Annotated in this window: 14 protein-coding genes; all 14 read left to right on the top strand. The window is 64.6% G+C overall.

Annotated features, from left to right (window positions below):
- Window positions 1-4 precede the first annotated feature (4 nt).
- The 14 genes from pilW to Q0672_RS03200 all read left to right on the top strand — a co-directional run bounded on the left by pilW (window position 5) and on the right by Q0672_RS03200 (window position 13,856).
- Window positions 5-805 (top strand): type IV pilus biogenesis/stability protein PilW, encoded by an 801-nt coding sequence (pilW, locus tag Q0672_RS03265; protein ID WP_298619653.1) that lies wholly within the window; start codon window positions 5-7, stop codon window positions 803-805.
- On the top strand, window positions 802-1,707 hold the full coding sequence (locus tag Q0672_RS03260) for a helix-turn-helix domain-containing protein (RefSeq protein ID WP_298619651.1): 906 nt from the start codon (window positions 802-804) through the stop codon (window positions 1,705-1,707). The genes pilW and Q0672_RS03260 overlap by 4 nt, the downstream gene beginning before the upstream one ends.
- Window positions 1,708-1,718: 11 nt before the next feature.
- The gene (gene ispG / locus Q0672_RS03255) at window positions 1,719-2,969 is read left to right on the top strand and encodes a flavodoxin-dependent (E)-4-hydroxy-3-methylbut-2-enyl-diphosphate synthase (protein WP_153160964.1); all 1,251 of its coding nucleotides are present in this window, start codon (window positions 1,719-1,721) and stop codon (window positions 2,967-2,969) included.
- A gap of 33 nt (window positions 2,970-3,002) precedes the next feature.
- Window positions 3,003-4,298, top strand: a complete 1,296-nt coding sequence (gene hisS / locus Q0672_RS03250) for a histidine--tRNA ligase (RefSeq protein ID WP_298619648.1) — start codon at window positions 3,003-3,005, stop codon at window positions 4,296-4,298.
- On the top strand, window positions 4,285-4,938 hold the full coding sequence (locus Q0672_RS03245) for a tetratricopeptide repeat protein (RefSeq protein WP_298619646.1): 654 nt from the start codon (window positions 4,285-4,287) through the stop codon (window positions 4,936-4,938). The genes hisS and Q0672_RS03245 overlap by 14 nt, the downstream gene beginning before the upstream one ends.
- Entirely contained in the window at window positions 4,935-6,065 is a 1,131-nt protein-coding gene (gene bamB / locus Q0672_RS03240) for an outer membrane protein assembly factor BamB (protein ID WP_298619644.1), read from the top strand. Before Q0672_RS03245 ends, bamB begins: the two co-directional genes overlap by 4 nt.
- Before the next feature lie 15 nt (window positions 6,066-6,080).
- Entirely contained in the window at window positions 6,081-7,409 is a 1,329-nt protein-coding gene (gene der, locus Q0672_RS03235) for a ribosome biogenesis GTPase Der (protein WP_298619641.1), read from the top strand.
- Window positions 7,410-7,508: 99 nt separating this feature from the next.
- Window positions 7,509-7,751, top strand: coding sequence for an RNA chaperone Hfq (gene hfq, locus Q0672_RS03230; RefSeq protein ID WP_079434940.1), 243 nt, complete (start codon window positions 7,509-7,511; stop codon window positions 7,749-7,751).
- Window positions 7,752-7,802: 51 nt separating this feature from the next.
- On the top strand, window positions 7,803-8,936 hold the full coding sequence (hflX, locus tag Q0672_RS03225; RefSeq protein WP_153160969.1) for a GTPase HflX: 1,134 nt from the start codon (window positions 7,803-7,805) through the stop codon (window positions 8,934-8,936).
- Between the two features lie 58 nt (window positions 8,937-8,994).
- Complete coding sequence (gene hflK, locus Q0672_RS03220; RefSeq protein ID WP_298619638.1) at window positions 8,995-10,269, top strand: FtsH protease activity modulator HflK; 1,275 nt, start codon at window positions 8,995-8,997, stop codon at window positions 10,267-10,269.
- Window positions 10,269-11,186, top strand: a complete 918-nt coding sequence (gene hflC, locus Q0672_RS03215) for a protease modulator HflC (RefSeq protein WP_153160971.1) — start codon at window positions 10,269-10,271, stop codon at window positions 11,184-11,186. The genes hflK and hflC overlap by 1 nt, the downstream gene beginning before the upstream one ends.
- A complete protein-coding gene (locus Q0672_RS03210; RefSeq protein WP_153160972.1) occupies window positions 11,186-11,371 on the top strand; it encodes a DUF2065 domain-containing protein in 186 nt (61 codons plus the stop codon). The genes hflC and Q0672_RS03210 overlap by 1 nt, the downstream gene beginning before the upstream one ends.
- Before the next feature lie 12 nt (window positions 11,372-11,383).
- Window positions 11,384-12,541, top strand: a complete 1,158-nt coding sequence (locus Q0672_RS03205) for an ATP phosphoribosyltransferase regulatory subunit (protein ID WP_367179920.1) — start codon at window positions 11,384-11,386, stop codon at window positions 12,539-12,541.
- A 4-nt stretch (window positions 12,542-12,545) separates the two neighbouring features.
- Window positions 12,546-13,856 carry an adenylosuccinate synthase gene (locus Q0672_RS03200; RefSeq protein ID WP_153160973.1) on the top strand — a complete coding sequence of 437 codons (1,311 nt, stop codon included), beginning with the start codon at window positions 12,546-12,548 and terminating at the stop codon, window positions 13,854-13,856.
- Window positions 13,857-14,112: the final 256 nt, after the last annotated feature.

Raw genomic sequence — 14,112 nt, 5'->3', positions numbered from 1 at the left:
TGTGATGAGACGCATCCCGTCCGCCGTCGCTGTTGTGCTTGCCGTCGTCGGCCTTGCGGGTTGTGCCGGAGGCAATTTCGGTGCGCCGGTGGCGTCGATCGAACGGCCCGTCTCCGACAGGCCCACGGTCACGGATGCCCAGCGCAAGGCCAAGGTACACGTCGACCTGGGGCTGGCCTACCTGCAGGCAGGTCGTTACGGCGTGGCGCTGGATGAAGCCAAGTCCGCCGCCCACTACGATCCCCGCTACGCGCCGGCCTATCAGCTGATGGGGCTGGTGCACATGTACCTCGAAGAGAATGCGGTCGCTGCCGCCAATTTCGAGCGCGCGCTGCAACTCGCGCCGGGCGATCCGGAGATCATGAACAGCTACGGCTGGTTCCTGTGCTCGATGGGCAAGGAGCCGGCCGGGCTGGAGCAACTCACCGCTGCGGCCCGCAACCCCTATTACCAGACGCCGACCCGCGCGCTCGCCAACGCCGGCATGTGCCAGCTGCGCCTGAAGAACGACGCGGCTGCTGAAGACTTCTTCCTGCGGGCGGTCGAGGCCGACAACGGCAATCAGGCGGCGATCTATCACCTGGCCGCCATCGCCTACCGGCGTGGTGCCAACGAGGCGGCCAAGCGCTATCTCGCCGCCCTGCATCAGGGCGGTGACTCGTCGGCCGAAAGCCTCTGGCTGGCGATCCGCGTCGAACGCAAGCTCGGCGACCGGGCGGCCGAGGCCTCCCTCGTGCAGCAGTTACGGCGCCGTTTTCCCGGCTCTCCCGAATATCAGGCTTTCTTGCAAGGGCAGTATCAGTGACCGATCCTCAAGTTTTGCCTCAGGCCCCGGCGGGGACGCCTGCGGATTCTTCCGCTGGCGAAACCCTGCGACGCCAGCGTGAGGTGCTCGGCCTCAGCGTTTCCGAGGTGGCGAATTCCCTCAAGCTCAATCCCCGGCAGGTCGAAGCGCTGGAGTCCGGTCGTTTCGACCAGCTTCCCGGCGCCGCCTTCACGCGGGGCTTCCTGCGCAACTATGCGCGCCTGCTCAAGATCGATCCGGCGCCGCTGCTCGCTGGCCTGCAGGCATCGGTCACGTCCGAGACTGTCGAGCTTTCACCGGCCTCTAACGCTCAGGGCGACATGCCCCAGGTTGGTCGCGGGCGTTTCCGCCGCTCGGTGATTCCCGGCGTGCTGGCTGCGCTGGCCCTGTTCGGGATCGTCGTCGCCGGTTGGTATTACGACACCCAGCGCAAGAAGGTGGCTGATGAACTGATCGCCAGCGCCCCGGCACCGGTCGGCGAGGCTGCAGGCATGCCGCCCGCTGCGGGCGTTCCGACCCAGGAAGGTGACGCCGGCAAGGCGCCCGATGTCGCGCCGGCAGCCGCTGATCCGGCCGCGGCCCAGGGCACGCCGACCGCGGTGCCGCTGCCCGTTCCGGTCAAGATCGACGAGCCCGCGCCTGCGCCGGCTGCCGCTGTCGGCGGCAAGGATCGGCTGGTGTTCGAGTTCGCGCAGGATGCGTGGATCGAAGTGAAGGACAAGAACGGCAAGGCCGTCATCACCAAGCTGGGCAAGGCCGGTTCGCGGGAAGAGTTCGAAGTCTCGCCGCCCGTCGCCGTCGTGATCGGCAACGCCCGCTCGGTCAAGCTCGAGCGCAACGGCCAGCCGGTGGATTTCGGTCTCACCGGCAAGATGACGATCGCCCGCCTCAAGTTCGAGTGACAGGACGCAAGATGGATCTACTTCTCTCCGGGCGCGCAGCCACCCGCCGGATCACCCGTCAGGTTCGTGTCGGCCATGTGCTGATCGGCTCCGACGCGCCGGTCGTCGTCCAGTCGATGACCAACACCGACACTGCCGACGATTTCGCGACCACCATGCAGGTGGCCCAGCTGGCCCGCGCTGGCTCCGAGATGGTGCGTGTCACCGTCAATACCGACGAAGCCGCCAAGGCCGTGCCGAAGATCCGCGAGAAGCTGCTCGCGATGAACCTCGACGTGCCGCTGGTGGGCGATTTCCACTACAACGGCCACAAGCTGCTCGCCGACAACCCGGCCTGCGCCGAAGCCCTCGACAAGCTGCGCATCAACCCGGGCAACGTGGGGCAGGGCGTCAAGCGCGACACCCAGTTCGCGTCGATTGTCGAGATGGCCTGCAAGTACGACAAGCCGGTGCGCATCGGCGTCAATTGGGGCAGCCTCGATCAGTCCGTGATGGCGCGGATCATGGATGAGAACGCCAAGCGCGCCGTGCCCCGCGACGCCGGCGCGGTGATGCGCGAGGCGCTGGTCACCTCAGCGCTCGAATCCGCCGCCAAGGCCGAGGAATATGGCCTCGCCGGCAACAAGATCATCCTCTCGGCCAAGGTCAGCAGTGTGCAGGATCTGATCGCCGTCTATCGCGATCTGGCCGCCCGCTGCGACTACCCGCTGCACCTGGGCCTCACCGAGGCCGGCATGGGCTCGAAGGGCATCGTCGGCTCGACCGCGGCGCTGGCCGTGCTGCTCCAGGAAGGCATCGGCGACACGATCCGCGTTTCGCTGACGCCGGAGCCCAACGGCAGCCGTACCCAGGAAGTCATCGTTGCCCAGGAAATCCTCCAGACCATGGGTCTGCGGGCCTTCACGCCGATGGTCACGGCGTGCCCGGGTTGCGGCCGCACCACCAGCACGCTGTTCCAGGAAATGGCGTCCGACGTCCAGAACTACGTGCGCGACAACATGCCGCTGTGGCGCGATCAGTTCGACGGCGTCGAGAACATGACCCTTGCCGTGATGGGCTGCATCGTCAATGGCCCCGGCGAGAGCAAGCACGCCAACATCGGCATCTCGCTGCCGGGCACGGGTGAATCCCCCGCGGCGCCGGTGTTCGAGGATGGCGTCAAGACCCAGACCCTGCGTGGCGACAACATCACCAACGAATTCAAGGCCATCATCGAACGCTATGTGGCCCGCACCTATCCCCGCAAGGGCGCGGCCGTCTGACAGGCCGCAGTCAACAGAAGAACAAAAGGAATCATGAGCAAGACCCTCCAGGCCGTCCGCGGGATGAACGATATCCTGCCCGAAGAGGCCGAAACCTGGGAGCACTTCGAGGACATCGTCCGCGACTGGCTGCACAGCTACGGTTACCGTCCCATCCGCATGCCCATCGTCGAGCCGACGCCGCTGTTCAAGCGCGCCATCGGCGAAGTGACCGACATCGTCGAGAAGGAGATGTACTCCTTCGAGGATGCCCTCAACGGCGAACACCTCACCCTGCGCCCTGAAGGCACCGCCTCCTGCGTGCGCGCCGCGATCCAGCACAACCTGCTGTTCGGCCAGCCGCGCCGGCTGTACTACCAGGGCCCGATGTTCCGTCACGAGCGGCCCCAGAAAGGGCGTTACCGCCAGTTCCATCAGATCGGCGTCGAGGCCCTCGGCTTCGACGGTCCGGACATCGACGCCGAGCACATCCTGATGTGCGCCCGCCTGTGGGACGACCTGGGCCTCGAAGATGTCAAGCTGGAGATCAACTCCCTCGGCAGCAGCGACGAGCGCGCCGCGCATCGGGCTGCGCTGATCGCCTACCTCGAACAGCACAAGGACAGCCTCGACGAGGACGGCCAGCGGCGGCTCTACACCAACCCGCTGCGCATCCTCGACACCAAGAACCCCGACCTGCAGGGCATTGTCGAAGCTGCGCCCAAGCTCTTCGAGTTCCTGGGCGAGGAATCCCTCAAGCATTTCGACGGCGTGCAGACCATCCTCAAGGATGCCGGGCTGCCGTATCGCATCAACCACCGCCTGGTGCGCGGGCTGGATTACTACAACCGCACGGTGTTCGAGTGGGTCACCACCCGCCTCGGCGCCCAGGGCACCATCTGTGCCGGCGGCCGCTACGATGGCCTGGTGGCTCAGCTCGGTGGCAAGCCGGCGCCGGCAGCCGGTTTCGCGATGGGTGTCGAGCGTCTGCTCGCCCTGTGGCAGGAGTGTGGTGGTGATGCCCAGCGCCTCGTGCCGGATGTCTACCTCGTCCACGCCGGCGAGGCAGCCCAGCGGGCTGCCTTCCGGGTTGCCGAAGCGCTCCGTGGCACGGGCTTCGCGGTCACCCTGCACTGCGGTGGCGGCAGCTTCAAGTCTCAGATGAAACGCGCCGATGCCTCCGGCGCGCCGTTTGCCGTGGTGATCGGCGACGACGAAGCCGCAGCCGGCGAGGTGAGCCTCAAGCCCCTGCGTGACGGTGGCGAACAGATTCGCGTGCCCATGGACACGCTCCCCGAAACCCTGGCTGACCGCCTACTAGATTCGGAAGAAGACGATGGCTGCATTTGACCTCGAAGAGCAGGAACAGATTTCCCAGATCAAGGGCTGGTGGGAACAGTACGGCAAGCTGGTGACGACCCTCGCGGTCGCCGCCGCGCTGGCTTCGGTCGGCTGGCAGGGCTGGAACTGGTACAAGGGCAAGCAGGCCGCCGAGGCGTCCGCGCTCTACGATCAGCTTCAGACTGCGGCGGCCGAGCACAACGCGCCGAAGGTCCGCGAGGTTGCAGGAGCGTTGCTCGAAAAGTTCAGCGGCACGGCCTACGCCGATCTGGCGGCCCTGCTGTCGGCCAAGGTCCAGGCCGAGGCCGGTGATCTGAAGAACGCTCGCGCGCCGCTGGCCTGGGCCGCAGAAAAGGCCAGCGATCCCGCCCTGCGCGATCTCGCCCGCCTGCGTCTGGCGAGCGTGATGCTCGACGACAAGGCCTACGACGAAGCCCTGGCCCAACTCCAGACCGCTCCGGACGAAAGCCTGGCCGCCCGCTTCGCCGATCTGAAGGGCGACATCCTGGTTGCCCAGGGCAAGAAGGAAGAAGCCCGCGCTGCGTACAAGACCGTCGTTTCCAGCCTCGAATCCGCCACCAAGGCCGAATCGGTCACGCTCCGCGAGATCGCCCAGGCCAAGCTCGATGCGGTTGGGGGTGCCCAATGAAAGCCCCGCAACGGGCGTTGATCGTCGCCGCTGCGCTGGCGCTGGGTGCGTGCAGTTCGCTCAACCCGTTCTCCAGCAGCGGCAAGCTGCCCGCCCTCACGCCCATCACCAGTCCGGTGGCGACAAGTGAGGCATGGCGCGTGCGCGTCGGCAATACCGGCGTGTACGTGCTTCAGCCGGCGATCGTCGGTGACGCCGTCTTCGCCGCTGGAGATGGCGATGTGGTGCGCCTCGACAACGGCCGCGTGCGCTGGAAGACGCCCCTCAAGGTGACGATTTCCGGCGGTGTGGGCAGTGACGGCAACCTGGTGGTCGTCGGTACGCCGAAGGGCGAAGTGATCGCCCTCGACGCCGACAGCGGGCAGGTCAAGTGGCGCGTTCCGGTGAATGCCGAGGTGCTCGCCGCCCCGGCCGTCTCGAACGGTCTGGTCGTCGTGCGTAGTGCCGACAGCCGCCTGTTCGGGCTCGATTCTGCGGATGGGCGTCAGCGCTGGGTTTATCAGCGTGCCACGCCGCCGCTGTCGCTGCGTAACTCTGCCGGCGTGTTGCTCGAGAGCAACGTGATCCTGGCGGGCTTTCCTGGCGGCAAGCTGGCGGCGGTCAGCCCCGCAAACGGCAGCCTGATGTGGGAAGGTACGGTGGCGATCCCCCGCGGTGCGACCGAACTCGAGCGCATGTCCGACATCACCAGCCTGCCCGTGATGGGCTCCCGCGCCACTTGTGCGGTGGCCTACCAGGGGCGCATCGCCTGCTTCGACATGAGCAATGGTTCCACCCTGTGGACCCGCGATCTGTCCAGCTCGAAGGGGCTGGATCTGGACGACAGCCAGGTCTTCGTCACCGATGAGAAGGGCGCCGTGCTGGCGCTCGACATCGGCAGCGGCGCCAGCGCCTGGAAGCAGGATCAGCTCGCCGGACGCGGCACCGGGCGTCCCCGGGTCATCAACGATTACGTGGTCGTCGGCGATGCCGAAGGCTATGTCCATCTGCTGCGCAAGGACGACGGCAGGCTGGTGGGGCGCGTGCGTCCGGCGTCCAGCCCGATCATCGCCGACCCGCAACGTGCAGGCGGCAGCGTCGTCATCCAGACGCGTGACGGCAACGTCGCTGCCGTCGGCGTTCAATAACGGAGTCGCCCGCGCGTGAAACCGACCCTAGTCCTCGTCGGACGCCCCAATGTGGGCAAGTCCACCCTGTTCAACCGCCTCACCAAGACCCGGGATGCCCTCGTGGCCGATTTTCCCGGGCTCACCCGCGATCGTCGCTACGGTCTCGGCCGTGCCGCGGAGCGCGAATTCCTCGTGGTGGATACCGCCGGTTTCGACCCGGTGGCCAAGGAAGGCATCGTCCATGAGATGGCCAAGCAGGCCGAGCAGGCCATCGCCGAAGCCGATGCGCTGCTGTTCATGGTGGATGCCCGCAGCGGCCTGACGCCCCACGACGAGCAGATCGCCGTCCGCCTGCGCCGTGCCGGCCGGCCGACCTTCCTGGTCGTGAACAAGGCCGAAGGCATGAACCGGGCGATGGTCTCCGCCGAGTTCCATCAGCTTGGCCTGGGTGATCCGCTGTGCATCTCGTCGGCCCACGGTGACAACGTCACGTCCCTGATGGAGCTGATCCTCGAGAGCTTCCCGGAAGATCCCGAAGACGACGAAGCTTCGTCGTCCGGTCCGCGCGTGGCCATTGTCGGCCGCCCCAATGTGGGCAAGTCCACGCTGGTGAATACGCTGATCGGCGAAGAGCGGGTGATCGCCTTCGACATGCCTGGCACGACCCGCGATGCCATCGAGGTGCCCTTCGAACGCAACGGCCAGCACTACACGCTGATCGACACCGCAGGTCTGCGCAAGCGCGGCAAGGTCTTCGAGGCCGTCGAGAAGTTCTCGGTCATCAAGACCCTGCAGGCCGTCGAGCAGGCCAATGTGGTGGTGCTGGTCCTTGATGCCAGCCAGGAGATCTCCGACCAGGACGCCCACATCGGCGGCTTTGTCGTCGAGGCGGGCAGGGCACTTGTAGTGGCGGTCAATAAATGGGATTCGGTGGATGATTACCGCCGTCAGCGTATCAAGGAAGACATCGAACGCAAGCTGCCTTTCCTGAGCTTTGCGCGTTTCCTTTATGTTTCCGCGTTGAAGGGGCAGGGGATCGTCCCGATGCTGAAGGCTGTCGATGGTGCCTATGCAGCCGCGATGACCAAGCTCGCCACACCGAAGCTCACCCGCCTGCTGCTCGACGCGGTGCTCAAGCAGCAACCGCCGCGCCACGGCGGTTTCCGGCCCAAGATGCGTTACGCCCACCAGGGCGGGATGAATCCGCCGGTGATCGTGGTGCACGGCAGTGCGCTCGACAACGTGTCTGCGTCATATACTCGTTACCTTGAACGCACCTTCCTGGAGGCGTTCAAGCTGCAAGGAACGCCCCTGAGGATACAATTCAGGTCGTCCCACAACCCCTACGCCAACAGGGATTGACGAACCGATTTCCACACCAACAGCGATCCTCGGTGCTAATGTGGCACTGCAGCAAGTCGCTCTATAATTATTCAAAACTACAACCATAGAGGTTCTACCATGAGCAACAAGGGGCAACTCCTTCAAGACCCATTCCTCAACGCCCTGCGGCGCGAACACGTGCCGGTTTCGATCTACCTCGTGAATGGCATCAAGCTGCAGGGGCAGGTCGAGTCCTTCGATCAGTACGTTGTCCTCCTGAAGAACACCGTCACCCAGATGGTCTACAAGCACGCCATCTCCACCGTGGTGCCGGCTCGCCCCGTCAATATCCAGCAGGAACAGAACGAGGCCGCAAGCTGATCGGGCTGATGATCTGGCCCGTTCGCGGCCAACACGAATCCGGGGCCCGGCATGCTTGAACGGCCGGCCTCGGGTACGCGGGCACTCCTTGTTCAGGTCGATTTTGGTCAGGGCGGGATAGAAGAACGTCTTTCTGAAGTGTCGCTGCTCGCCGAAAGTGCCGGAGCGACCGTCGTCGGTGTCGTCCAGGGACGGCGTCAGGCGCCCGATCCGGCCCATTACGTGGGCAAGGGCAAGGCCGAGGAGATCGGTCTGGTGGCCCGGATGAACGAGGCCGACATCGTCATCTTCAACCACGACATCACCGCGGCGCAGCAGCGCAATCTCGAGCGCAAGCTCAACTGCCGGGTTGTCGACCGCTCGGCGCTGATCCTCGACATCTTCGCCCTGCGTGCCAAGAGCCACGAGGGCAAGCTTCAGGTTGAACTCGCCCAGCTGCAGCATCTGTCCACCCGCCTCGTGCGCGGCTGGACTCACCTTGAACGCCAGAAGGGGGGTATCGGCCTGCGTGGTCCGGGTGAGAAGCAGCTCGAAACCGACCGCCGCCTGCTGGGTGAGCGCGTCAAGCTGCTCAAGGACCGTCTCGCCAAGCTCGAGCGCCAGCGTTCGGTCCGCCGACGCGCTAGGGAGCGCCGGGATGTCCTGTCGGTTTCCCTCGTCGGTTATACCAACGCGGGCAAATCCACGTTGTTCAATGCCCTGACGAAGGCCGGCGCCTATGCCGCCGATCAGCTGTTCGCCACGCTGGATACCACGTCCCGGCGGCTTTATTTGGGTGAGGCCGGGAACATCGTGCTGTCCGATACGGTCGGATTCATCCGTGATCTGCCGCATTCGCTGGTGGCTGCCTTCCACGCAACACTCGAGGAAACGGCAGCTGCCGACCTCCTGCTGCATGTGGTGGATTCGGCCAGTGAAGATCGGGAAGGGCAAATCGCCGCGGTCAATTCGGTGCTGGAAGAGATCGGCGCCGGCACCCTTCCTCAGATCCAGGTCTGGAACAAGATCGACGCCACGCTGGCGAGTCCGGAGGTCCAGCAGGATGCTTGTGGTAAGATCACGCGCGTTTTGCTCAGCGCCCGCACCGGCGAAGGGCTCGAGTTGCTGCGTCAGGTTCTGACCGACGTGGCGCTGGAACACAAGGCAGCCTTGGCTGCCGCATCGGAAAGTCCGGAACCCTTTTGAGGGGGCTGGGCTTCAACCATTCCCGGAGCGGATTATTACTGTGATCTCAGGCATCCTCATGTCTCTCAACGATCCCAAATGGGGCAATCGCGGCGGCGGCGACAATCGCGGCGGCGGCGACAATCAGGGTCCGCCCGATCTCGAAGAGCTCTGGCGCGACTTCAACCGGCGGCTGTCCGGCATGTTCGGGCGCAGTGGCGGCCCGGGCAACGGTGGGTCCGGCGGTGACGGCGGCAATCGCCTGCCCGAGATGAACTTCCGTCAGTTCGGGGGCGGCATCGGCCTGATCGCGGCGTTCGCGGCAGTGATCTGGCTGGCGAGCGGTTTCTATATCGTCGATGCAAGCCAGCGGGGCATCGTCCTGCAGTTCGGCCGCTTCATTGAGGCGACCGAGCCGGGCCTGCGCTGGCGTATGCCGTATCCGATCCAGACCCACGAGCTGGTGAATCTCACCGGCGTGCGTACCGTCGAGATCGGCTACCGCGGCTCCGAGCGCAACAAGGTGCTCAAGGAAGCCCTGATGCTGACGGACGATGAGAACATCGTGAACATCCAGTTCGCGGTGCAGTACATCCTGAAGGATCCGCAGCAGTACCTCTTCAACAACCGCAATGCGGATGACTCCGTGATCCAGGCGGCCGAAACCGCGGTGCGCGAGATTGTCGGCAAGAGCAAGATGGACTTCGTGCTCTACGAAGGTCGCGAGCAGGTTGCCGCCAACGCCCAGAAGCTCACCCAGGACATCCTCGACCGGTACGCCACCGGGATCCAGGTCAGCAAGGTGACGATGCAGAACGCCCAGCCGCCCGAGCAGGTGCAGTCGGCTTTCGACGATGCCGTGAAGGCGGGCCAGGATCGTGAGCGTCAGAAAAACGAAGGCCAGGCCTACGCCAACGACGTGATCCCCCGCGCCCGTGGTGCGGCCTCGCGCCTGATGGAAGAGGCTGATGCCCACAAGAACCGCGTGGTGGCCCAGGCCGAGGGCGATGCGTCGCGCTTCAAGCAGATCTACGCCGAATACGCCAAGGCGCCCGAAGTGACCCGTCAGCGGATGTACCTCGAAACCATGCAGCAGGTGTTTACCAATTCGTCCAAGGTGCTGGTGGATACCAGGAGTAGCAGCAACTTGCTGAGCCTGCCGCTCGACAAGCTGATCCAGGCCACCGCCGCGCAGGCGCCGGCCGCCGTGGTTGGCGATCCGGCTGCTGCTGCGGCGCGTCCGGCCCAGATGCCGGCAGTGGTCGAGGGCGCCGCTCCGCCTCGGCCGGATGCCCTCTCGGGTGAAGCGCGTACCCGGGAATCCACCCGCAACCGTGAGCGGGGAGATCGCTGATGCGTGACCGTCTTCCATTCTTCGCAGGCGTCGGCCTGTTCGTCTTCGCGATCCTCTCGATGAGTCTGTTCACGGTGGATCAGCGTCAGCACGCGCTGGTCTTCCAGCTGGGTGAAGTGAAGGGTCAGATCAGTGAGCCTGGCCTGCACCTGAAGATTCCGCTCATCCAGAACGTGCGGTATTTCGACAAGCGCATCCTCACGCTGGATACGTCCGAGCCCGAGCGTTTCATCACTTCCGAAAAGAAGAACGTGCTGGTCGACCTGTTCGTGAAGTGGCGGATCGTCGATCCCAAGCTTTACTACATCTCGGTTGGCGGTGATGAAACCCGTGCCAAGACCCGCCTCGAGCAGACCGTCAATGCCGGCCTGCGGGAGGAGTTCGGCAAGCGCACCGTGCATGAAGTGGTGTCCGGCGAGCGGGACAAGATCATGGACGAGATGCGCAGCAAGGCGGATCTCGACGCCCGCAAGATCGGCGTCCAGATCGTCGATGTACGCCTCAAGCGCGTCGATCTGCCTGCCGAAGTTTCCGAATCCGTCTATCGCCGGATGGAGGCCGAGCGCAAGCGGGTTGCCAACGAGCTGCGTTCCCAGGGCGGTGCCGAGGCTGAGAAGATCAAGGCTGATGCCGACAAGCAGCGCGAGGTGATCCTGGCCGAGGCTTATCGGGATGCCCAGAAGATCAAGGGCGAGGGCGACGCCAAGGCGTCAACGATCTATGCCCAGGCTTTTGGCCAGAGCCCCGAGTTCTATGCCTTCTACCGTAGCCTCGAAGCCTACCGTAGCACCTTCAAGAGCAAGTCCGACGTGATGGTGATCGAGCCGAACTCTGATTTCTTCAAGTATCTCAAGTCGGCGGGTGGTCGCGCGCAGGCTGCGCCGGAGTCGTCAAAGAGCGGCAAGAACGGGAAATAATGGGGCGTTCCCTGATCCTGGCGTTTGCCTTGATGCTGGTGCTCGAGGGCATCATCCCCTTCGTTGCACCAGCCACCTGGCGGGAGACTTTTACCCGCCTGCTCCGGCTGGCCGACGGGCAGATCCGCTTCGTCGGCCTTGGTTCGATGCTTCTCGGCCTCGTCATTTTGTTAGTCTTTACCTGAGGCGCTTTACCCATGTTGCGTTGGGTTCTACCCGAATACATCCAGGATGCCCTGCCCGCAGAGGCGGCAAAACTGGAAGATCTGCGCCGTCGTCTCCTCGATGCGTTCCGCCTGAACGGCTACCAGCTCGTTGCTCCGCCGCTGCTCGAATACCTCGAGTCGCTGCTCACGGGCGCTGGCCAGGATCTGAATCTCAAGACGCTCAAGCTTGTCGACCAGCTTTCCGGCCGAACGATGGGCGTGCGCGCCGACATCACGCCGCAGGTGGCGCGGATTGATGCGCATCTGCTCAACCGCAAGGGCGTGGCGCGTCTGTGCTACTGCGGCAGCGTTGCCCACGCGATGCCCTCGTGCCTGACCGCCACCCGCGAGCCGCTCCAGCTGGGTGCCGAGCTTTATGGCCACGCGGGTATCGAGGCGGACGCTGAAGTGATCCGCCTGCTCGCTGAGACCCTGCAGATCGCTGGTGTGGGCACGTCCCGCATCGATCTGGGGCACGTCGGGCTGTTCAAGGCGTTGGCTGGCAAGGCAGGGCTGCTGCCCCAACAGGAAGAAGCGCTCTTCGATTGCCTGCAGGCAAAGGATCTGCCCGGCCTGCAGGATCTGCTCGGCGATATTCCGGGAGAACTGCGCGCGGCGCTGTTTGCGTTGCCGACCCTTTATGGTGGCGCCGAGGTGCTCGCCAAGGCACGCCAGATCATGCCGGCGGACCCCGAGATTCAGATGGCGCTGAGCGACCTCGAAGAGCTTGCGACCCGTCTGCAAGGCTTGCCGATCAGTTTCGATCTGGCCGACTTGCGTGGTTATCACTACCACAGCGGGGTGGTTTTTGCGGCCTACGGCGGCAATTCCCCCGTGGCACTGGCGCTGGGTGGTCGTTACGACAGCGTCGGGCGCGCCTTTGGTCGCGGCCGCCCTGCAACGGGTTTCAGCCTTGATCTGCGGGAGCTTGCCACTCAGGTGGCTGATCCGCTTCCGGCGGGGTCGATCCTCGCGCGGGATGGCGGAGAGCAGGGTTTTGCCGAGGCGGTCGCGGGTCTGCGCGCCGCCGGCGAGAGTGTGACGATTGAATTGCCCGGCCATGAAGGCACGTGGCGTGAGGCCGGCTGTGACCGGCGTCTTGTTCTGCGGGGCGGTGCCTGGCAGGTTGAACCGCTTCAGGGAGAGTAATCAAATGGCAAAGAACGTAGTGGTTGTCGGTACCCAGTGGGGCGACGAAGGCAAGGGCAAGATCGTCGACTGGCTCACCGATCAGGCGCAGGGCGTGGTCCGTTTCCAGGGTGGCCACAACGCGGGCCACACGCTGGTCGTCGGCACGACCGAGTACAAGCTCAACCTGGTGCCGTCCGGCATCGTGCGCGAGGGCGTCGAGTGCTTCATCGGCAACGGTGTGGTGCTGGATGTCCATCACCTGCTGGCTGAGGTCCGCGGTCTCGAGGCCGGTGGCATCAAGGTGCGTGATCGCCTGAAGATCAGCCCGGGCTGTCCGCTGATCCTCGGCTATCACTCCGCCGTTGATCGTGCCCGCGAGGCCAAGAAGAGCGCAGGCAGCAAGATCGGCACCACCGGCAAGGGCATCGGTCCCACCTACGAAGACAAGGTGGCCCGCCGTGCGCTGCGCGTCTACGATCTGCTCGATCCGAAGCGCTTCGCCGAAAAGCTGGCTGAGAACCTCGAATATCACAATTTTGTGCTGACCCAATACCTGGGCGCCGAGCCGGTCGATTTCCAGACCGAGTTCGACCAAGCCATGGCTGATGCGCAGGAAATCCTGCCGATGGTCACCGACGTGTCGGCCGACCTGTATGCCATCAACAAGAACGGTGGCAACTTGCTGTTCGAAGGCGCCCAGGGCACGCTGCTCGACATCGACCACGGTACCTATCCGTTCGTCACCTCCAGCAATTGTGTGGCGGGCCAGGCAGCGGCGGGTTCCGGCGTTGGCCCGGGCCGTCTGCACTACGTGCTGGGCATCACCAAGGCCTACTGCACCCGCGTGGGCGGCGGTCCTTTCCCGACCGAGCTGGATTTCGAAACCGAAGGCACGCCGGGCTATCAGATGTCCACCGTCGGCCGCGAGTTCGGCACCGTGACGGGGCGCAAGCGCCGCTGTGGCTGGCTCGATCTGGCAGCCCTCAAGCGCTCGATCATCATCAACGGTGTTTCCGGCCTGTGCATCACCAAGCTGGACGTGCTCGATGGCCTGAAGGAACTCAAGCTGTGCGTCGGTTACATGCTCGACGGTAAGCGCATCGATCTGCTGCCGATGGGCTCCGAGGAAGTTGCCCGTTGCGAGCCGATCCTTGAAACCATGCCCGGCTGGAGCGGCACCACGTTCGGCGCCCAGACCTGGGATGCGCTGCCGCCGGAGGCCCGCGCCTACCTGCACCGCATCGAGGAAATCTGCGAAGTGTCGATCGACGTGATCTCGACCGGCCCGGAGCGTGACGAGACCATCCTCAAGCGTCACCCCTTCGGCGCCTGATCGCGCGCGTCGTCAAACCTGTCTTGCCTTGTGGCCCGATCGGGCTGCTGGGCAGGGTAGGGCACAAGATCCTGAATATCCTCCCGCAAGAATTCCCACTTCCCGGCAAGCGCGTTTCACCGCAGGTGATGCGATGTCATGGCGTTGCGTGGCAGAAAAACAAAAAGCCGATCGACAAATCGATCGGCTTTTCTGTGTATTTTGGTGCCCAGAAGAGGACTCGAACCTCCACGCCTCGCGGCACTAGTACCTGAAA

Source organism: uncultured Zoogloea sp. (assembly GCF_937894855.1).
GTDB classification, from domain to species: domain Bacteria; phylum Pseudomonadota; class Gammaproteobacteria; order Burkholderiales; family Rhodocyclaceae; genus Zoogloea; species Zoogloea oryzae.
This window is presented reverse-complemented; position numbering and strand designations above follow the sequence as displayed.

Coding starts and splice junctions, on each gene's coding strand:
- hflC (WP_153160971.1), top strand. CDS start 10,269: ATGCGTGACCGTCTTCCATTCTTCGCAGGCGTCGGCCTGTTCGTCTTC.
- hflK (WP_298619638.1), top strand. CDS start 8,995: ATGTCTCTCAACGATCCCAAATGGGGCAATCGCGGCGGCGGCGACAAT.
- hflX (WP_153160969.1), top strand. CDS start 7,803: ATGCTTGAACGGCCGGCCTCGGGTACGCGGGCACTCCTTGTTCAGGTC.
- Q0672_RS03210 (WP_153160972.1), top strand. CDS start 11,186: ATGGGGCGTTCCCTGATCCTGGCGTTTGCCTTGATGCTGGTGCTCGAG.
- Q0672_RS03205 (WP_367179920.1), top strand. CDS start 11,384: ATGTTGCGTTGGGTTCTACCCGAATACATCCAGGATGCCCTGCCCGCA.
- bamB (WP_298619644.1), top strand. CDS start 4,935: ATGAAAGCCCCGCAACGGGCGTTGATCGTCGCCGCTGCGCTGGCGCTG.
- ispG (WP_153160964.1), top strand. CDS start 1,719: ATGGATCTACTTCTCTCCGGGCGCGCAGCCACCCGCCGGATCACCCGT.
- hisS (WP_298619648.1), top strand. CDS start 3,003: ATGAGCAAGACCCTCCAGGCCGTCCGCGGGATGAACGATATCCTGCCC.
- Q0672_RS03200 (WP_153160973.1), top strand. CDS start 12,546: ATGGCAAAGAACGTAGTGGTTGTCGGTACCCAGTGGGGCGACGAAGGC.
- hfq (WP_079434940.1), top strand. CDS start 7,509: ATGAGCAACAAGGGGCAACTCCTTCAAGACCCATTCCTCAACGCCCTG.
- pilW (WP_298619653.1), top strand. CDS start 5: ATGAGACGCATCCCGTCCGCCGTCGCTGTTGTGCTTGCCGTCGTCGGC.
- Q0672_RS03245 (WP_298619646.1), top strand. CDS start 4,285: ATGGCTGCATTTGACCTCGAAGAGCAGGAACAGATTTCCCAGATCAAG.